Consider the following 21,684-nt stretch of genomic DNA (forward strand, 5'->3'; position numbering starts at 1 on the left):
GCGGTCGGCGCCGAGGACGACCGCGCGGTGTTCGAAGACCGAGCGGTGCGCCGCGAGGGACAGGCCCACGTCGGCGGCGTCCGCCCCGGGCTGCCGCAGGAGGTGGGTGAGGAGCTGGGCGGCCTGTGCGCGCAGGGCGGTGCGGCTGCGTGCGGTCACGGCCCACGGCAGCATGCCGTGGGTGGGGGCCGGTTCGGTGTCGGCCGGTGCGGTGTCCTCCTCGGTGGCGGCTTCGATGATGATGTGGGCGTTGGTGCCGCTGATGCCGAAGGACGAGATGCCGGCGCGGCGCGGGTGTCCGGCCCCGGCGGCGGGCCAGTCGACGGCCTCGGTCAGCAGACGCACCTCGCCCGCCTCCCAGTCGACGTGGGTGGAGGGCCGGTCGACGTGCAGGGTCGGCGGCAGAACACCGTTCTGCAGGGCCAGGACCATCTTGATGACACCCGCCACCCCCGCACCGGCCTGCGTGTGGCCGATGTTGGACTTCACCGACCCCAGCCACAGCGGACGCCCGGCGGGCCGGTCCTGACCGTAGGTGGCGAGGACGGCCTGCGCTTCGATCGGGTCGCCGAGGGTGGTGCCGGTGCCGTGCGCCTCGACCACGTCCACCTCCGCGGCGGCGACGCCCGCGTCCGCGAGGGCCGCGCGGATCACCCGCTGCTGCGAGGGACCGTTGGGGGCACTGAGGCCGTTGGACGCACCGTCCTGGTTGACCGCGCTGCCGCGGACGACGGCGAGGACGGGGTGGTGATTGCGGCGGGCGTCGGAGAGGCGCTCCACCAGGAGCATGCCGCCGCCCTCGGAGAAGCCGGTGCCGTCGGCCGCGTCGGCGAACGCCTTGCACCGGCCGTCGGAGGCCAGGCCGCGCTGCCGGCTGAAGTCCACGAACAGGCCGGGCGAGGCCATGACGGTGACGCCGCCGGCCAGGGCCATGTCGCACTCGCCGGTGCGCAGGGATCGTACGGCCAGGTGCAGGGCGACCAGGGAGGCCGAGCAGGCGGTGTCGACGGTGACCGCCGGGCCCTCCAGGCCGAAGGTGTAGGAGAGGCGGCCGGAGACGACGCTGGCGGCGTTGCCCGTCAGCATGTAGCCCTCGAAGTCCTCCTGGGAGGCGGCCAGCATGCCGGTGTAGTCCTGGCCGTTGGTGCCGGCGAAGACGCCGGTGCGGCTGCCGCGCAGGGCCTTGGGGTCGATGCCGGCGCGTTCGAACGCCTCCCAGGAGACCTCCAGCAGCAGGCGCTGCTGCGGGTCCATCGCGACGGCCTCACGCGGCGAGATGTTGAAGAAGGCCGGGTCGAAGCCGCTGGCGTCGTTCAGGAAGCCGCCGGTGCGGGTGGAGATGCGGCCGGGTTTTCCGGGTTCGGGGTCGTAGAGGGCGTCCAGGTCCCAGCCGCGGTCCTCGGGGAAGGGCACGAGTCCTTCCGCTCCGTCGAGCAGCATGCGCCACAGCTGTTCGGGGGTGCTGACGTCGCCCGGGAAGCGGCAGCCCATGGCGACGATGGCGATCGGCTCGTCGTCCGGCAGGGGTGCGGGGAGCGGGGCGGTGCCGGTGGTGGCCGGCTGTTCCTCTCCGGCCAGTTCCGTAAGGAGGTGGGCGGCGAGTGCGGAGCAGGTCGGGTGGTCGAAGACGAGGGTGGCGGGCAGGCGCAGGCCGGTGATGCGGTTCATGCCGTTGCGCAGTTCGACGGCGCTGAGGGAGTCGATGCCCAGGTCGGTGAAGGCGCGGCCGGGTTCGACCGCTTCGGCGGACGGGTAGCCCAGGACGTTCGCGACGTAGGAGCGGACGACGTCGAGGACGGCGTCGGCGCGGTCGTAGCCGGGCAGTTGGGCCAGGTGGGCGCGCAGGGAGGAGGAGTCGGCCGCGGGGGCATCGGTCTTCTCGGCGCGGGCGGTGTCCAGGGCGCGGCGTGCCGCGGGCAGGTTGTCGAGGAGGTGGCTGGGGCGCGGTCCGGTGAAGGCGGGGGCGTAGGTGTCCCAGCGCAGGTCGGTGACGGTGACGGTGGTGTCGTCGCCGTCGAGGGCCCGGCCCAGGGCGTCGCAGGCGGACCGGGTGTCCATGGGGTGGACGCCGTAGCGGCGCATGCGCTCGCCGGCGGTGTCGCCGACCATGCCGCCCTCGGCCCACAGGCCCCAGGAGACGGCGGTGGCGGGCAGGTTCTGTGCGCGGCGGTGCTGGGCGAGGGCGTCCAGGAAGGCGTTGCCGGGGGCGTAGTTGCCAAGGCCTGCGCCGCCGATGACGCCCGCGGTGGAGGAGAACAGGACGAAGGCCGACAGGTCCAGGTCCCGGGTCAGTTCGTGGAGGTGGAGCGCGGCGGTGGCCTTGCCGCGCAGGACGGGGTCCATGCGGTCGGGGGTCAGGGAGTCGATGACGCCGTCGTCGAGGGAGCCGGCGGCGTGGAACACGGCGTTAAGGGGGCGGTCGGCGGGGATGGAGTCGAGCAGGGTGCGCAGGGCGTCCCGGTCGGCGGCGTCGCAGGCGGCGAGGGTGACGTCGGCGCCGAGTGCGGTGAGTTCGTCGCGCAGTGCGGCCGCGCCGGGGGCGTCGGCGCCGCGGCGGCTGGTGAGGATCAGGTGGGTGGCGCCGCGGGTGACGAGCCAGCGGGCGAGGTGGCCGCCGAGGGCGCCGGTGCCGCCGGTGACCAGGACGGTGCCGCGCGGGCGCCAGGTCCGGGGGTCGGTGAGGGGGGCGGCGGCGTGGACCAGGCGGCGGCCGAAGGTGCCGGAGGGCCTGATCGCGATCTGGTCCTCGCCGCCCGGGGCGGCGAGGACGGCGCACAGGCGGGTACCGGCGCGGGTGTCGAGTACGGCGGGCAGGTCGATCAGGCCGCCCCAGCGTTCGGAGTGTTCCAGGGCGGCGACCCGGCCCAGGCCCCAGACGAGCGCCTGGGCGGGGCCGGTGACGGTTTCCGATCCGGTGGCGACGGCGCCGCGGGTGGCGCACCACAGCGGGGCGTCGGTGTGGGTGTCGCCGAGGGCCTGCAGGAGCGCGAGGGTGTCGGCGAGGCCGTGCGGGACGGCCGGGTGGGCGGGGTGCGGGCGTTCGTCGAGGGCGAGCAGGGACAGTACGCCCGCCACCGCCGGGGCGGCCGGGGCCGCGGTGGTGTCGGTGTCTTCGGTGTCTTCGGTGCCGAGGGCGGCGGTGATCAGGGCGGCGAGGCCGGCGCGGTCACTGCCGCCGTCGGGGACGGTGACCAGGCGGGTGTCGCGGGCGCCGCCTGCGGTCAGGGCCCGGCGGGCGGCGGCGAGGAGTTCGTGGTGGCCGGCCGCGTCGGCGGGGGCGATCACGAGCCAGGTGCCGGACAGGGTGCCCGCGGGGTTCTCGGTCAGCGGGGACCATCCGACGCCGTAGCGCCAGGAGTCGGTGGTGGAGCGTTCGCGGCTGGTGCGGCGCCAGGTGGACAGGGCCGGCAGGAAGGTGCTCAGCGGGGCGTCGGCGGGGACGTCGAGGGCGTCGGCGAGCGCTTGGAGGTTCTCCTGGTCGACGGTCTCCCAGAAGCGGGACTCGACGGAGTCGGCGGTGAGGGAGCCGGACGCGGCGGCGTCGGCGGCGGCCGCCTCCCGCACGTTGGGCCAGTACCGCTGGTGCTGGAAGGGGTAGGTCGGCACGTCGACGCGGTGGGCGCCGGTGTGGGCGAAGACGGCGCTCCAGTCGAGGGCGATGCCGTGGACGTGGGCCTGGGCGACGGCGGTGAGGAACTGGTCGAGTCCGCCCTTGTCGCGGCGCAGGGAGCCGAGTACGGCGCCCTCGGTGCCGGTGTCCTCCAGCGTCTCGCGCAGGCCGACGGCGAGCACGGGGTGCGGGCCGACCTCGAGGAAGGTGCGGTGGCCCTCGGCGATCAGGCCGCGGACGGCCTCCTCGAAGCGGACGGTCTCGCGCAGGCTGGTGTACCAGTACTCGGGGCCGAGGGTGGTGGTGTCCTGCCACTGGCCGGTGAGGGAGGAGCGGAAGGGGATGTCGGCCTCCCGCGGCTCGATGCCGTCGAGGGCGTCGAGCACGCTCGCGCGGATCGGCTCGACCTGCGGCGAGTGGGAGCCGTAGTCGACGGCGACCTTGCGGGCGCGTACGCCGTCCTCGGTGAGGGCGGTGAACAGTTCGTCGAGCGCGGCGGCTTCGCCGGACACCACGACGGAGGCGGGTCCGTTGACGGCGGCGACGGCGAGGCGGCCGGCCCAGGGGCTCATGCGCGTACGGGTCTCGTCGGCGCTCAGCGGCACGGACATCATGCCGCCGCTGCCGGCGATGGAGATGATGGCCCGGCTGCGCAGGGCGACGATGCGGGCGCCGTCGTCGAGGGACAGGGCCCCGGCGACGCAGGCGGCGGCGATCTCGCCCTGGGAGTGGCCGACGACGGCTGCGGGGGTGACGCCCAGGGAGCGCCACAGGCCGGCCAGGCAGACCATGACGGCCCACAGGGCGGGCTGGACGACGTCGACCCGGCCGAGGTCGGCGGCGCCCTTCTCGCCGCGCAGGACCGCGGTCAGGGACCAGTCGGTGTAGGGGGCGAGCGCGCGTTCGCAGTCGGCGGCGAGGGAGGCGAACACGGGTGAGGCGGCGAGGAGTTCGCGGGCCATGCCGGTCCACTGCGCGCCCTGTCCGGGGAAGACCAGGACGGGCTCGGCGGCGCTGGGGGCGGTGGCGCAGACGATGCCCGGCGCGGCGGCCGGGCCGGGCGCGGCGAGGGCGGCGAGCGCCTCGTCGAGGGTGTCGCGGCCACTGGCGAGGACGGCGGCCCGGTACTCGAAGGCCGGGCGGGTGGTGGCCTGGGAGTAGGCGAGGTCGGCGAGGTCCTGGCCGGGGTGGGCGAGCAGGTGGGTGCGCAGGCGTGCGGCCTGGCCGCGCAGGGCGGCCTCGGTGCGGCCGGACAGCAGGGTGGGTACGAGGGGCAGGGCGCCGGTGAAGACACGGGCGCCCGGGGCCGCGGGAGCGTCCGGGCCGGTGGGGGCCGCCGGTTCGGCGGGGGCGGGGGCCGGTTCGCTGTCGGGGGCCTGTTCGACGATGACGTGGGCGTTGGTGCCGCTCATGCCGAACGCGGAGATGCCGGCACGGCGCGGGCGCCCGGTCTTCGGCCACTCCCGCTGCTCGGTGAGCAGTTGGACGTCGCCCGCGCTCCAGTCGACGTGCGGGGTGGGGGTGTCGGCGTACAGGGTGCGCGGCAGGACGCCCTCGCGGATCGCCATGACCATTTTGATGACGCCGCCGACGCCCGCGGCGGCCTGGCTGTGGCCGATGTTGGACTTCAGGGAGCCCAGCCACAGCGGCCGCCCGTCGGGCCGGTCCTGGCCGTAGGCCGCGATGAGCGCCTGGGCCTCGATGGGGTCGCCGAGGGTGGTGCCGGTGCCGTGCGCCTCGACGGCGTCCACCTCGGCCGGGGCAAGGCCCGCGGAGGCGAGGGCCTGGCGGATCACCCGCTGCTGCGAGGGGCCGTTGGGTGCGGTCAGGCCGTTGGAGGCGCCGTCCTGGTTGAGGGCGCTGCCGCGGAGCACGGACAGCACCGGGTGGCCGTGACGGCGGGCGTCGGAGAGCCGTTCGAGGACGATCATGCCGACGCCCTCGGCCCAGCTGGCGCCGTCGGCGTCCGCGGAGAACGGCTTGCAGCGGCCGTCGGGGGCGAGCGCGCGCTGGCGGCTGAACTCGATGAGGGAGCCGGGCGTGGACATCACGGTCACCCCGCCGGCGAGCGCGAGGGAGCACTCGCCCTGGCGCAGCGCCTGGGCGGCGAGGTGGAGGGCGACGAGGCTGGAGGAGCAGGCGGTGTCGACGGACACCGCGGGGCCCTCCAGGCCCAGGGCGTAGGAGATGCGGCCGGACAGCACGCTGGGCGAGTTGCCGGTGCCGACGTAGCCCTCGAAGTTGTCGTCGGCGGCGGCCAGGATCGTGACGTAGTCCTGGTAGGTGACGCCGGCGAAGACACCGGTGCGGCTGCCGCGCGCGGTGGTGGGGTCGATGCCGGCGCGCTCCAGCGCCTCCCAGGACGTCTCCAGCAGCAGGCGCTGCTGCGGGTCCATGGCGAGGGCCTCGCGGGGGCTGATGGCGAAGAACGACGGGTCGAACTGGCTGGCGTCGTGGAGGAATCCGCCCTCACGGGTGTAGACGGTGCCGGGGTGGTCGGGGTCCGGGTGGTAGAGGGTCTCCGGGTGCCAGTCGCGGTCGGTGGGCAGCGGCGAGATGCCGTCGGCGCCGGCGGCGACGAGGTCCCACAGGTCTTCGGGGCTGCGGACGCCGCCGGGGTAGCGGCAGGCCATGCCGACGATGGCGATCGGGTCGTCGTCGACGGGCGCCGGGCGGTGCGCGGCGGCGTCGCCCGCGGCTGCGCCGAACAGGTCGGCGCCGAGGTGCTGGGCGAGCGCGTTCGGGGTGGGGTGGTCGAAGACCAGGGTGGCCGGGAGGGCCACGCCGAGCGCGTCGGAGAGCTGGTTGCGCAGTTCGACGGCGGTGATCGAGGTGAAGCCGAGGTCGGCGAAGGAGCGGGCCGCCTCGACGTCGGCGGGGCCGTCGTAGCCCAGGACGTCCGCGACCCGGGCGCGGACGGTGGCGAGCAGGGTGCGGGCGCGTTCGGCCTCGGGCCGGCCGGCCAGCCGCTGAAGCAGGCTGCCGGGCTGCTGCGCGCGGGCCGCGGCGCGGCGGGCGGGTGCCGGGGTGCGCGCCGGGGCCGGCTGCTCGACGGCCGGGACCGGGGCCGGGGCTGAGTTCGTTGTGGTCTCGGGGGTTGTCGTGGTCTCGGGGGTTGTCGTCTCGGGGGTTGTCGTGGTCTGCGGGGCGAGGGTGCGCATCAGCAGGGAGGCGACGGTGATGACGGGCTCGCCGATCGCGTCGGCGGCCTGAAGGGACAGGGTGTCGGGGCCGCGGCGGGAGAGGCGGACGCGCAGGGTGGTGGCGCCGGTGGCCTGCAGCGAGGTGTCGCCGAGGGAGAACAGGACGCGGCCGTCGCCGAATCCGTCGAAGATGCCCAGGCCGAGCGGGTGCAGGGCCGCGTCCAGCAGCGCCGGGTGCAGGTCGAAGCGTCCGGCCTCCGTGTCGGTGCCCTCGGGCAGGGCGACTTCGGCGTACACGTCCTCGCTGCCGCGCCAGGCGGCCTTGAGGCCCTGGAAGACGGGGCCGTAGTCGAGTCCGGCCGCGGCGAGGCGCTCGTAGACGCCGTCGACATCGAGGGGTTCGGCGCCGGCGGGCGGCCAGACGGTGAAGTCGAACGCGGGGGCGCCGTCCGGTTGCCGGGCGCTCAGGACGCCGTCGGCGTGCCGGGTCCACGGGCCGTCGGTGTCCGGGGCCTCGGCCCGGCCGAAGACGCCGAAGGCGCGGGAGCCCAGCGCGTCGGGTTCCTCCACGCGGACCTGGAGGTGGACGCCGCCCTGCTCGGGCAGGACGAGCGGGGCGTGCAGGACGAGGTCGCGGACGTGCCCGCAGCCGGTGTGGGCACCGGCGCGCAGGGCGAGTTCGAGGAACGCGGCGGACGGCACCACGAGGGATCCGCTGACGCGGTGGGCGGCGAGCCAGGGCTGTGAGCGCGCCGAGAGGCGTCCGGTGAGGACGACGGTGTTGCCCGCGGCCGGCGGGACGACGGCGGCCAGCATCGGGTGGCCGGCCGCGAGGAGTCCCGCGGCGGACGGGTCGCCGGATCCCGCCGGTACGTCGAGCCAGTACCTCTGGTGCTGGAAGGCGTAGGTGGGCAGGTGTACGGGCCGGCCGCCGGGGGCGAGCGTGTCCAGGCAGGACGGCCAGTCGACGGGGACGCCGCGGGTGAACAGGGCGCCCAGGGCGGTGACGAGGACGGCCGGTTCGGGGCGGTCCTCGCGCAGCGCGGGCACGGCGAGGTGGCCGGGCGTCTGCCAGCAGCCCTGGGCGAGGGCGGTGAGGGTGGCGTCGGGGCCGAGTTCGAGGTAGTGCTCGACGCCGGCCCGTTCCAGCCAGGCGATCCCGTCGGCGAAGCGGACCGCCTGGCGGACGTGGCGCACCCAGTACTCGGGCGAGCAGAGTTCCGCGGCGGTGACCGGTCGGCCGGTGATGTTGGAGACGATGGGGATGCGCGGCTCGCCGTAGCCGACGCTCTGGGCGACGGCCCTGAAGTCGGCGAGCATCGGTTCCATGCGGGGCGAGTGGAAGGCGTGGCTGACGCGCAGCCGGGTGGTCTTGCGTCCCTGGCCCGCGAAGTGCGCGGCCACCTCCAGTACGGCGTCCTCGTCACCCGCGATCACCACGGACCGGGGGCCGTTGAGGGCGGCGAGGCCGACCTCGTCCTCGCGGCCGGCCAGCAGGGGCAGTACCTCGTCCTCCGCGGCCTGGAGCGCGGCCATGGCGCCGCCCTCGGGCAGGGCCTGCATCAGCCGGCCCCGGGCGGCGACCAGCCGGCACGCGTCGGGCAGCGCGAGGACACCCGCGACGTGCGCGGCGGCCAGTTCACCGACGGAGTGGCCCAGCAGGTGGGCGGGCCGTACGCCCCAGGACTCGACGAGGCGGTAGAGGGCGACCTCGACGGCGAACAGGGCGGGCTGCGCGTACGCGGTGCGGTCGAGGACCTCGGCGTCGTCTGCGAAGACGACCTCACGCAGCGGCTGCTCCAACTGGCCCTCGAAATGCGCGCATACGGCGTCGAAGGCGTCCGCGTAGACGGGGAAGGCGTCGTAGAGTCCGCGGCCCATGCCGGGCCGCTGGGTGCCCTGGCCGGCGAACAGGAACGCGGTGGCGCCCTCGGTCAGGGTGTCGCCGGTGACGGCGTCGGCGGACGGTCCGCCCGCGGCGACGGCCGCGAGGCCGCGCAGGAGCTGGGCGCGCCCGGCTCCGCTGACCACGGCCCGGTGTTCGAAGGGGGACCGGGTGGTCACCAGGGCGCGGGCGATGTCGGCGGTGTCGAGTTCGGGGTGCTCCTCGACGTGGGTGATCAGCCGGGCGGCCTGGCCGCGCAGGGCGGCGGCGCTGCGGGCCGACACGATCCACGGCGTCACCGCTGCGGCGGCCGGCCGGCGGGCGGGCGCCGCAGGCGCGGCCCCGGACTCGGCCCCGGCCCCGGACTTGGACGGGGACTCGGTCTGCGGGGCCTGTTCGATGACGACGTGGGCGTTGGTGCCGGACACGCCGAAGGCGGAGACACCGGCGCGGCGCGGGCGGCCGGTCTCGGGCCAGGCGGCCTGCTCGCCCAGGAGCCGGACCGCTCCGGCGGACCAGTCGACGCGCGAGGAGGGCTCGTCGGCGTGCAGGGTCCGCGGCAGGACGCCCTTGTCGAGGGCGAGGACCATCTTGATGATGCCGGCGGCGCCGGCGGCGGCCTGGGTGTGGCCGATGTTGGACTTCACCGAGCCCAGCCACAGCGGCCGCCCGTCGGGCCGGTCCTGGCCGTAGGTGGCCAGCAGCGCCTGCGCCTCGATGGGGTCGCCGAGGACGGTACCGGTGCCGTGCGCCTCGACGGCGTCCACCTCGGACGGGGCAAGGCCCGCGGAGGCCAGGGCGGCCCGGATGACCCGCTGCTGCGCGGGACCGTTGGGTGCGGTCAGTCCGTTGGAGGCGCCGTCCTGGTTGACGGCCGTGCCGCGCACGACGGCGAGCACGGGGTGGCCGTGACGGCGGGCGTCGGAAAGGCGCTCGACGACGAGCACGCCGACGCCTTCCGACCAGCCCGTTCCGTCGGCGCCGTCGGAGAAGGCCTTGCAGCGGCCGTCGGGGGCCAGGCCGCCCTGCAGGCTGAACTCGACGAAGGCGCCGGGGTTGGCCATGACGCTGACGCCGCCGGCCAGCGCGAGGTCGCACTCGCCGCTGCGCAGGGACTGCACGGCCAGGTGCAGGGCCACGAGCGAGGAGGAGCAGGCGGTGTCGACGGTGACCGCGGGGCCCTCCAGGCCGAGGGCGTAGGCGACACGGCCGGAGACGACGCTTCCGGCGCCACCGGTCAGCAGGTGTCCGCCGAGGCCTTCGGGAACCTCCGTCAGGCCGGAGCCGTAGCCGGAGCTCGAGGCGCCGACGAAGACACCGGTCCGGCTGCCCTTGAGGCCGGCCGGGGCGATGCCGCCGCGCTCCAGGGCCTCCCAGGACGTCTCCAGGATCAGCCGCTGCTGCGGGTCGATCGCGAGGGCCTCGCGGGGGCTGATCCCGAAGAACGGCGCGTCGAAGCCGGACGCCTCCTGAAGGAAGCCGCCCGAGCGGGTGTCGCTGGCCGCGAGCAGGGTCTCCAGGTCCCAGCCGCGGTCCTCGGGGAAGGCGGAGACCGTGTCCAGGCCGCCGAAGACGATCCGCCACAGGTCCTCGGGACCCGCCACTCCGCCCGGCAGACGGCATCCCATGCCGACGATGACGACGGGATCGGTGTCGGGCGCGGCGGCCACCGGGAGCCGCGGGGTGCGGTCGTCGTCGGCGGCGGTGAAGAGTTCCTCGCGCAGCCGGGCCACGACGGCCAGCGGCGTCGGGTGGTCGAAGACGAGCGTGGACGGCAGCGCCACCCCGGTGGCGGCGGTGAGTTCGTTGCGCAGTTCGACGGCGGTCAGGGAGTCGAAGCCCATCTCGCGGAAGGCCCGCCCGGGGGCGACCGCGGCGAGATCGGTGTGCGCGAGGACAGCGGCGGCACGCCCCCGGACCAGAGCGAGGAGTTCCGCGTCGCGGTCCTCGGCCGGCAGGGCGGCGAGCCGCTCGCGCAGGGCGGCGCCGGCGCTCGCGGCGCCGGCCGCGGCGGACCCGGCGCCGCGCAGCGCGTCGGCGGCCTCCGGCAGGCCGGACAGCAGCGGGCTGGGGCGGCCGGTGGTGAACGCGGGAGCGAAGCGGTCCCAGTCCACGTCGGCCACGACCACGGCTGTGTCGCCGAGTTCGAGGGCGCGGGAGAGGGCGCGCAGCGCGGCACCGGGCTCCAGCGGGAGCAGTCCGCGGCGGCGCAGCAGCTCCTGCGCGCCGGCGTCGGCGGCCATGCCGCTCCCGTCCCAGGGGCCCCAGGCGACGGCGGTACCGGCGAGCCCGCGGGCCCGGCGCCGCTCGATGAGGGCGTCCAGGTGGGCGTTGGCGGCGGCGTAGGCCGCCTGGCCGCCGCTGCCCCACACCCCGGCGATCGAGGAGAACACCACGAACGCCGACAGGCCCGCGTCCCGGGTCAGTTCGTCGAGGAGGTCGGCGGCCACGGCCTTGGCGCGCAGGACGGCGGCCAGCCGCTCGGGGGTCGTCGCGTCGATCACGTCGTCGTCGAGGACGCCCGCGGCGTGGAAGACCGCGTCGACGGGGTGGCGGGACAGCAGGCTCTCGACGGCCGCGCGGTCGGCCATGTCGCACGCCTCGACGACGACGTGGGCGCCGAGTCCTTCGAGTTCGCCACGGAGTTCGGCCGCGCCGGGGGCGTCCATGCCGCTGCGGCTGGTGAGAACGAGCTCCCCTGCGCCGCGCCCGACAAGCCAGCGTGCCACCCGCGCGCCGAGGGCTCCGGTGCCGCCGGTGAGCAGCACCCGGCCGGGCGCGCTCCACTGCGCGCCGGTGCCGGCCGGCGCGGTGGCGTGGGTGAGCCGGCGGGCGAACACGGCCGCCGCGCGCACGGCGACCTGGTCCTCGCTGCCGTCGGTCACGACGGCGGCCAGCGCGGCCAGGACACGGCGGTCCGGGCGGGCCGGTACGTCGACGAGACCGCCCCACCGCTCGGGGTGTTCCAGGGCGGCGACCCGGCCGAGGCCCCACACGGCGGCCTGTCCGGGATCGACGACGCCTTCGGAGGGGGCGCCGACGGCGACGGCGCCACGCGTGAGCAGCCACAGCGGTGCGGTCACTCCCGCGTCGCCCAGGGCCTGGACGAGTTCCAGGGCGGCCGTCGTACCGTCCAGGCACGACAGGACACCCGCGGCGGGCCCGTCCGCCGTGGCGGCGGAGGCGAGGAGCCGCGCGAGCTCGGCGCGGTCCGCCCGCGGCGGGCAGATGAGGCGTTCGGCTCCGGGCAGGAACTCCTCGATGCCGTCGAGCGCGTCCGCCCCCGGCGGCTGCAGCAGGAGCCATCGTCCCGGTACGCCGACGGAGGCCGGCGGTGCGCTCAGACGCTCCCAGCCGACGCGGTAGCGCCAGCCGTCCACGACGGATCGCTCGGCCGCACCACGCCGCCATGCGGACAGCGCCGGCACGACGGCGTCCAACTCCGCCTCACCCACGCCCAGGACATCGGCGAGGTTCTGCGCGTCGCCGCGCTCCACGGCCTCCCAGAAGCCCGCGTCCAGCGGGTTCACGCCGGCGGACACGGCCGCGCGCCGCGCGGGCTCGGGCCAGTACCGCTCGTGCTGGAAGGCGTACGTCGGCAGCGCGACGGACCGGGCACCGGAGCCGGCGAAGAGGGCCGCCCAGTCGACACGGACACCGTGCGCGAACACGGTCGACAGAGCGGCCACGGCGGTGTCCGCCTCAGGCCGGTCCCTGCGCAGAACGGGAACGCACAGGTGCTCCGGCGTGTCGCTCAGGCAGGCACGCGCCATGGCGGTGAGGGTGCCGTCCGGGCCGATCTCCACGAACCGTGTCACCCCGTGCCCGGCCAGCCACTCGATCCCGTCGGCGAACCGTACGGCTTCCCGGACGTGCCGCACCCAGTACTCCGCGGACTCCAACTCCCCCGCGGCAGCCGCCTGTCCGGTCACATTCGACACCACCGGGATACGCGGCTCGCCGTAGGTGACGCTCTCCGCGACCGTACGGAACTCCTCCAGCATCGGCTCCATCAGCGGTGAGTGGAAGGCATGGCTGACGCGCAGGCGTGACGTGCGACGGCCGGACGCGGACAACTCCTCGGCCAGAGACGACACCACAGCGTCCGCACCCGAGATCACCACCGACCGGGGCCCGTTGACCGCCGCGATGGACACCTCCGGCCCACGGTCCTCCAGCAGCGGCGTGACCTCGTCCTCGGACGCCTCGACGGCGAACATCGCGCCACCGGCGGGCAGTTGCTGCATCAGACGGCCCCGCGCCGACACCAGACGGCAGGCATCTTCGAGGGACAGCACCCCCGCCACATGCGCGGCAGCCAGCTCACCGATGGAGTGGCCCACCAGGAAGTCGGGGCGCACGCCCCACGACTCGACGAGACGGAACAGGGCCACTTCGATCGCGAACAGCGCCGGCTGCGCCCACTCCGTGCGGTTCAGCACCTCCGCATCCGTACCGAAGACCACATCCCGCAGGGGACGGTCCGACTCGGCGTCCAGGTGTGCGCATACGGTGTCGAAGGCCTCGGCGAACACCGGGAAGGACTCGTACAGTTCACGGCCCATACCGAGGCGCTGCGCACCCTGGCCGGAGAACAGGAAGGCGGCCTTGCCCTCGGAGGCGACGCCCTGTGCCACGCCCGGCAGGGTCTCGCCGTCGGCGAGGGCGGTCAGACCGGCGAGCAGTTCTTCGCGGCCGGTGCCGCGCACCACCGCGCGGTGCTCGAAGGCGGAGCGGGTCCGCGTGAGCGACAGCGCCACATCGGCGGTGTCCAGTTCCGGGTGGGCCTGCATATGGGCCAGCAGTTGAGCGGCCTGGCCCCGCAGTGCGTCGGCGCCCTGTCCGGATACAACCCAGGGGGTGACGGGCAGCGGCTGGAAGACCTCGGTCGCGGCTTCCTCGGCGACCGGGTCCGGCACCTGCTCCAGTACGACATGGGCGTTCGTGCCACTCAGGCCGAACGAGGACACACCCGCACGCCGGGGACGCCCCGACTCCGGCCACGCGGTCGGCTCCGTCAGCAGCCGCACCTCACCCGCGGCCCAGTCCACATGCGAGGAGGGCTCATCGACATGGAGGGTGGCCGGCAGCACACCATGCCGCATCGCCTCCACCATCTTGATCACACCCGCCACCCCCGCGGCGGCCTGGGTGTGACCGATGTTCGACTTCACCGACCCCAGCCACAACGGCCGCTCCCCCGGCCGTTCCTTGCCGTACGTCGCCAGCAGCGCCTGCGCCTCGATCGGATCACCCAGCGCGGTACCCGTGCCATGCGCCTCGACCGCGTCCACATCCCTGGCGGAGAGACCGGCACTGCTGAGGGCGGCCCGGATGACCCGCTGCTGCGAGGGGCCGTTCGGCGCGGTCAGACCGTTGGACGCGCCGTCCTGGTTGACGGCAGAGCCCCGCACCACAGCCAGGACCGGGTGACCGTTACGGCGCGCGTCCGACAACCGCTCCACCAGCAGCACACCGACACCCTCACCCCACCCCGTCCCGTCCGCACCCTCCGCAAAAGCCTTGCACCGGCCATCAGTTGCAAGCCCGCCCTGACGGCTGAACTCCACAAACGCACCCGGCGTCGACATCACCGTCACCCCACCGGCCAACGCGAGATCACACTCACCCGACCGCAACGCCGAGACAGCCAGATGCAGAGCCACCAACGACGACGAACACGCGGTGTCGACGGTCACGGCGGGCCCCTCCAGGCCCAGCACATACGACACACGCCCCGAGAACACACTCGCCGCGTTCCCCGTCCCGATGTACCCGCCGAAATCCGCATCCGACGCCGCCAGCAACGCCGGATAGTCCTGACCGTTCGTCCCCGCGAACACACCCGTCCGACTGCCCCGCAACGAACGAGGATCGATACCCGCCCGCTCCACCGCCTCCCACGACGACTCCAGCAACAAACGCTGCTGCGGATCCATCGCCAACGCCTCACGCGGCGACACACCGAAGAAACCCGCGTCGAAACCACCCACACCCGCCAGGAACCCGCCGCGGCGGGTGTGGCTGGTGTAGGGGCCGTTCGGTGCGTGGAGGGCGTCGAGGTCCCAGCCGCGGTCGTCGGGGAAGTCGGCGATGCCCTCGCGCCCCTCGGACAGCAGGTTCCAGAACGCCTCCGGGGAGTCCACTCCGCCCGGGAAGCGGCACGCCATCCCGACGATGACGACCGGGTCGCCCGACACCGCCACCGCGGTCGCCGAGGACACCTCCGTGACCACACCGCTCAACTCGCCGTACAGGAACTCCGCCAGAGCAACCGGAGTCGGATAGTCGAACACCACGGTGGCCGGCAGGGACAGACCGCACTCCGCACCCAGGGCATTGCGCAGCTCGACCGCGATCAGCGAGTCGACCCCCAGGTCGCGGAAGGCGCGGTCGGCGGGAACGGCCTCCGGGCCGAAGTGACCGAGGACCGCCGCCGCGCGGGCACGGACGGTGTCGAGGAGTTCGCCGTGCTGTGCCTGCGCGGTCAGGCCGGTGAGCCGTTCGCGCAGGGCGGTCGCGGGGCCGCGCTGTCCGGCCGGGGTCTTGGGGGCGGCGTACAGGTCGCCGAGGAGCGGGCTGGTGCGGACGGCGGTGAAGGCGGGCCCGAAGCGGGTCCAGTCGATGTCGGCGACGAACGGTACCGCGGTCGGCGAGGCGGCGCAGGCGGCGAGGGCGTCGAGGCCCCTCGCCGGGGCCAGGAGGTTCACTCCCCCGCGGCGCTGGCGGTTCTCGGCCAAGGCGTCGGCGGCCATGCCGCCGCCGGCCCACGGGCCCCAGGCGAGGGAGGTGGCGGGCAGCCCCTCGGCACGGCGGCGCTCGGCGAGCGCGTCCAGCATGGCGTTGGCGGCGGCGTAGTTGGCCTGTCCGGCGGAGCCGACGGTGCCGGCGAAGGAGGAGAAGAGGACGAACGCCGTCAGGTCGCGGCCGCGGGTCAGTTCGTCCAGGTGGACGGCGGCGTCGACCTTGGAGCGGACGACGATGTCGAACTGCTCGGGGGTGAGGCTGTCGAGGACGCCGTCACCGAGGACACCGGCGGTGTGGACGACGGCGTCCACCGGGTGGTTCTCCAGCAGCTGCCGTACGGCCTGACGGTCCGTCATGTCGCAGGCGATCAGGGAGACTCGGGCGCCCAGGGCCGAGAGGTCGGCCTGCAGTTCGGCGGCGCCGGGTGCCTCGGGTCCGCGCCTGCTGGTGAGGACGAGGTGGGCGGCGCCCTGTCCGGCGGCCCAGCGGGCCACGCGGGCGCCGAGCGCGCCGGTGCCGCCGGTGATGAGGAGCGTGCCGCCGGGTGTCCAGGGGGCTTCGGGTTCCTGGGTGAGGGGGGCCAGGCGGCGGGCGAGGACGCCGCCGGCGCGGACGGCGGCCTGGTCCTCGCCGACTCCGGCGGCCGTGGCGGTGGCGGTGGCGGACAGCAGTGCGGCCAGCCGGGAGGCGGCGCGGCGGTCCAGTTCTTCCGGGAGGTCGATGAGACCGCCCCAGCGGTCGGGGTGTTCGAGTGCCGCCACGCGGCCCAGGCCCCAGACGGCGGCCTGGTCGAGGCGTGGCGGGGGGTCGGTGCGGCCGGTGGTGACCGCTTGCCGGGTGAGGGTCCACAGGGGTGCGGTGATGCCGGTGTCGCCGAGGGCCTGGACGAGGAGGGCGGTGGCCAGGACGCCTTCCGGGGTTGCCTCGCGTTCTTCCGGGGACAGGGCCAGGGTCGACACGACGCCGCTGACGGGCGCGTCTGCGGCGGCGGAGGCCAGCAGGGAGGCGAGTGTCGTGCGGTCGGCGCCGGCGGTGTGGGGCACGGTGACGAGGTCGGCGCCGCGTGCGGCCAGGGCCTCGGTCAGGGCGCCGTGCCAGCCGTCGTGGCCGAGGGCGGCCGGGGTGACGAGCAGCCAGCGGCCGGTCAGGCGCGCCTCGCCGGGCAGTCCGGCCACGGGGCGCCAGGTCACCTGGTAGCGGTGGTCGCCTTCGGTGGCGGTCGGTGCGGAGCCGTCGGTCCGGTAGGAGCGTTCGATCCAGTAGCGGTCGCGCCGGAAGGCGTAGGTGGGCAGGTCGAGGGGCCGGGCGCCGGGGAGGAGGGCCGGCCACTGGGGTGTCCGGCCGTGTATGTGGAGGCGGCCGACGGCGGAGGTCAGGGCCTCGGCCTCGTCGCGGTCCTTGCGGAGGGTGGGGACGAAGAGCATCTCGTCGCTGCGGGTGACTCCGGACTGGGCGAGGGCGGTGAGGGTGCCGTCGGGGCCGATCTCCACGAAGCGTGTGACACCGTGCCCGGCCAGCCACTCGATCCCGTCGGCGAACCGTACGGCTTCCCGGACGTGCCGCACCCAGTACTCCGCGGACTCCAACTCCCCTGCGGCAGCAGCCTGTCCGGTCACATTCGACACCACTGGGATACGCGGCTCGCCGTAGGTGACGCTCTCCGCGACCGTACGGAACTCCTCCAGCATCGGCTCCATCAGCGGTGAGTGGAAGGCGTGGCTGACGCGCAGGCGTGACGTGCGACGGCCGGACGCGGACAACTCCTCGGCCAGAGACGACACCACAGCGTCCGCACCCGAGATCACCACCGACCGGGGCCCGTTGACCGCCGCGATGGACACCTCCGCCCCACGGCCCTCCAGCAGCGGCGTGACCTCGTCCTCGGACGCCTCGACGGCGAACATCGCTCCACCGGCGGGCAGTTGCTGCATCAGACGGCCCCGCGCCGACACCAGACGGCACGCGTCCTCCAGCGACAGCACACCCGCCACATGCGCGGCCGCCAGCTCACCGATCGAGTGGCCCACCAGGAAGTCGGGGCGCACGCCCCACGACTCGACGAGACGGAACAGGGCCACTTCGATCGCGAACAGCGCCGGCTGCGCCCACTCCGTGCGGTTCAGCACCTCCGCATCCGTACCGAAGACCACATCCCGCAGGGGACGGTCCGACTCGGCGTCCAGGTGTGCGCATACGGTGTCGAAGGCCTCGGCGAACACCGGGAAGGACTCGTACAGTTCACGGCCCATACCGAGGCGCTGCGCACCCTGGCCGGAGAAGAGGAAGGCGAGTCTGCCGTCGCTCTTCGCCTGGCCGGTGAGGACGCGGTCGGTGGCCCTGCCCTCGGCGAGGGCGGCGAGGCCGGTCAGCAGGTCGGTGCGGTGGGTGCCGAGGAGGGCGGCGCGCTGCGGGAGCGCGGAGCGGGTGGTGGCGAGGGAGAAGGCGAGGTCGTAGAGGTCCGTGTCGGGGTGGTCGGTGAGGTGGGCGGCGAGGCGGGCGGCCTGTTCGCGCAGGGTGTCCTCGTCGCGGCCGGAGAGGACCCAGGGCAGCAGGGGCAGTTCGGCGCGGGCGGGGGCTTCGGCGGCCGGTTCGCCGTCGGCGGCCGGTTCGACGGCGGGGGCCTGTTCGATGACGGCGTGGGCGTTGGTGCCGGAGACGCCGAAGGCGGAGACGGCGGCGCGGCGGGGGCGGTCGGCCTGCGGCCAGTCGACGGACTCGGCCAGGAGCCTGACGTTCCCGGCGCTCCAGTCGACGTGCGAGGAGGGCTGCTCGACGTGGAGGGTGGGCGGCAGGACGCCGTGGCGCAGTGCCAGGACGGTCTTGATGACGCCGACGACGCCGGCGGCGGCCTGGGTGTGGCCGATGTTGGACTTGGCGGAGCCGAGCCACAGGGGGTGGTCGGCCTCGCGGCCCTGGCCGTAGGTGGCCAGCAGGGCCTGGGCTTCGATGGGGTCGCCGAGGGCGGTGCCGGTGCCGTGGGCCTCGACTGCGTCGATCTCGGTGGCGGGGACGCCGGCATTGGCCAGGGCGGCGAGGATGACGCGTTGCTGGGAGGGGCCGTTGGGGGCGGTCAGTCCGTTGGAGGCGCCGTCCTGGTTGACGGCGGAGCCGCGCACGACGGCGAGGACGCGGTGGCCATTGCGGCGGGCGTCGGCCAGGCGCTCGACGACGATCATGCCGACGCCCTCGGCCCAGCCGGTGCCGTCCGCGTCCTCGGAGAAGGCCTTGCAGCGGCCGTCGGAGGCGAGGCCGCCCTGCTGGCCGAACTCGATGAAGGCGCCGGGGCTGGACATGACGGTGACGCCGCCGACGACGGCGAGGGAGCATTCGCCGGAGCGCAGTGACTGTGCGGCCAGGTGGAGGGCGACGAGGGAGGAGGAGCAGGCGGTGTCGACGGTGACGGCGGGGCCTTCGAGGCCCAGCGCGTAGGCGACGCGGCCGGAGACGACGGACATGGAGTTGCCGGTCAGCAGGTGGCCGCGGACGTCGTCGGGGACCTCGCGCAGTCCGCTGCTGTAGCCCTGGTCGCTGCATCCGACGAAGACGCCGGAGCGGCTGCCGCGCAGGGTGGCGGGGTCGATGCCCGCGCGTTCGAGGGCTTCCCAGGTCGCTTCCAGCAGCAGGCGCTGCTGGGGGTCCATGGCGAGGGCTTCGCGGGGCGAGATGCCGAAGAAGGCGGGGTCGAAGCGGTCGGCGTCGAAGACGAAGCCGCCCTGGCGGCGGTCGCCGCCGGTGGCCGGGTCGGCGGCGGGGTCCCAGCCGCGGTCGGCGGGCCAGTCCGTGATCGCGTCGGTTTTGGAGACGAGCAGGTCCCAGAAGTCCTCGGGTGAGCGGACGCCGCCGGGCAGGCGGCAGCTCATGCCGACGATGGCGATGGGCTCGTTGTCCCTGGACTCCAACTGGCGCAGCCTGCGCCGGGTTTCGTGCAGGTCTACGGTGAGCCGCTTGAGGTAGTCCCGAAGCCGCGCTTCATTCGTCATGGACGCCCCCATGCTGTTGTGGTGACGGAACGGTCGCACCGCGAGGGGGCCTGGGCCGGTGGCCGGAAGAGCCGGCGGGCACCGGGCCCGTGCTGTTCACCTCGTGCGGCTTGGACAGCATGTCGTGCGGCCGGGCCGTTTTACGGGCCTGGCCGGGTTGTCTGGGGAAACCCTTGGAAATCATCGCCGCAGGCCGGGGCGGTGGTCGCGGGCCGCTGCCGCGGGCGGGCGGCGGGTGGGGTGGCGAAGGCCGAAGGCCGCCCACGGGGCGGCCTTCGGGGGTGGTGTCCGGGGGCGTACGGGCCCGGGTGGGTGCGGGTGGACGGGTGCGGGTGGTCGGGTGGTGGCGGGGCCTCAGTTGTACGGCGGTGGGGCGCCCTTCTCCAGGACGGTGCGCAGGGCGGCGAAGGCCTCCTGGAGTGCGGTGAGTGCCTCGCCGATGCGCCAGGCCGAGCGGTCGCGGGGGCCGACGGTGTTGGAGACGGTGCGGATCTCCAGTACGGGGGTGTCGTGGGCGGCGGCGGCCTCGGCGACGCCGAAGCCCTCCATGGCCTCGGCCCGGGCGTCGGGGTGGGCGTGGGCTAGGGTGCGGGCGCGTTCGGCGGTGCCGGTGGCGGTGGAGACGGTGAGGACGGGTGCGTGGGCGGCGCCGAGGGCGCTGGCCACGGCCGTGGCGAGGCGGGGCGGGCTGTGGTGGACGGTCCTGCCGAAGCCGAGGGTGTCGAGGGGCAGGAAGCCCTCCGGGGAGTCGGCGCCGAGGTCGGCGGCGACGATGCGGTCGGCGACGACGACGGCACCGACGGGTGTGTGCGGTCCGAAGCCGCCGCCGATGCCGGCGGCGACGACGAGGTGGTAGGGATCCTCCCGCAGGGCCGCGGCGGTGAGGGCGGCGCCGGTGGCGGCCGCGGCGGCGGCCGGGCCGACGCCCGCGGCGAGCAGGTCGGCGCGCAGCGGGCCGGGGGCGAAGCCGTCGCCGGTGCGCCGCACGAGGTGGCCGGGCAGGGCGTGTTCGGTGGGGGCCGCGGCGGGGTCCAGGCCCCGGGCGGCGGCCTCGCGTTCCGCGGTGACGGCGGTCACCACGAGCAGCCGGACGGGGGTCATGAGGAGATCTGTACGCGGCCGTGGTCGCCGATGACGAACCGGTGGGTGGCGGGCAGCCGTGGTGCGAGGGTCACCTGGACGTTGCGGCCGATGAGGGAGGCTTCGACGCGGCGGATGCGGTCGAAGGTGGAGTCCCGCAGCACGATGGAGAACTCGATCTCGCTGCCGGTGATGCGGCAGTTCTCGGCGACGGAGGTGGAGGGGCCGATGTAGGAGTCGGTGATGACGCTGCCGGCGCCGATGACGGCGGGGCCGACGATGCGCGAGCCGCGGACCTCGGTGCCGGCCTCGATGCGGACGCGTCCGATGATCTCGCTGCTCTCGTCGACGTAGCCGTCGATGCGGGTCTCCAGGCGTTCCAGGAGGGTGCGGTTGACCTCCAGCATGTCGGTGACGTTGCCGGTGTCCTTCCAGTAGCCGGTGATGACGGTGGAGCGGACGGTGAGCCGCTGGCCGATCAGCCACCGGAGGGCGTCGGTGATCTCCAGTTCGCCGCGCGGGGAGGGGGTGATGGCGCGGACGGCGTCGTGGACGCGGGGGGTGAAGAGGTAGACGCCGGCGACGGCGAGGTCGCTCCTGGGGTGTTCGGGCTTCTCCTCCAGATCGAGGACGTTGCCGCGGTCGTCGATGACGGCGACGCCGAAGGCGGTGGGGTCGGGGACGCGGGTGAGCAGGATCTGTGCGTCGCAGCGGTCCTTGCGGAACTCGTCGACGACGTCGGTGATCCCGTCGAGGACGAAGTTGTCGCCGAGGTACATGACGAAGTCGTCGTCGCCGAGGAAGGGCCGGGCGATGAGGACGGCGTGGGCGAGCCCGAGGGGTTCGCTCTGCGGGATGTAGGTGACGTCCAGGCCGAAGGCGGAGCCGTCGCCGACGGCGGCCCTGATCTCCTCGGCGGTGTCTCCGACGATGATGCCGACGTCGGTGATGCCGGCTGCGGCGATGGCTTCGAGGCCGTAGAAGAGGATCGGTTTGTTGGCGACCGGGACCAGTTGCTTGCTGGACGTGTGGGTGATCGGCCGCAGTCGCGTACCGGATCCCCCCGCGAGCACGAGAGCCTTCACAGTTCCATCCAGGTGACGAGGGTTGGCCGGCCGGTGGCCGCCGGGGCGTCCACTCGGCCGTGTGGGGTGGGGCGGCCGCCCGGAAGGACGGCCGCCCCCGGGGGGGTCGGGGGTGAAGTGTCGGGGGCGGGCGGCCGGTGTCCGTGGCGCCGGC

At 74.8% G+C, this 21,684-nt stretch carries 2 protein-coding genes and 1 pseudogene; all 3 read right to left on the reverse strand.

Annotated elements, in window-relative coordinates; genetic code table 11:
* Window positions 1–19,365 (reverse strand): annotated as a pseudogene (locus OG747_RS00705) (type I polyketide synthase); the annotation flags it as partial.
* A gap of 354 nt (window positions 19,366–19,719) precedes the next feature.
* Window positions 19,720–20,466: a futalosine hydrolase gene (locus OG747_RS00710; protein ID WP_405876758.1), complete on the reverse strand. Its 747-nt coding sequence runs from the start codon at window positions 20,464–20,466 to the stop codon at window positions 19,720–19,722.
* Complete coding sequence (locus OG747_RS00715) at window positions 20,463–21,530, reverse strand: glucose-1-phosphate thymidylyltransferase (RefSeq protein ID WP_405876760.1); 1,068 nt, start codon at window positions 21,528–21,530, stop codon at window positions 20,463–20,465. The genes OG747_RS00710 and OG747_RS00715 overlap by 4 nt, the downstream gene beginning before the upstream one ends.
* Window positions 21,531–21,684: the final 154 nt, after the last annotated feature.

Origin of the sequence: Streptomyces sp. NBC_01384, assembly GCF_045040035.1 — a bacterium.
Classification (GTDB): Bacteria; Actinomycetota; Actinomycetes; order Streptomycetales; family Streptomycetaceae; genus Streptomyces.

Bases quoted from the DNA above. Each gene is read 5' to 3' on its own strand.
- OG747_RS00710 (WP_405876758.1), bottom strand. From the start codon at position 20,466: ATGACCCCCGTCCGGCTGCTCGTGGTGACCGCCGTCACCGCGGAACGC.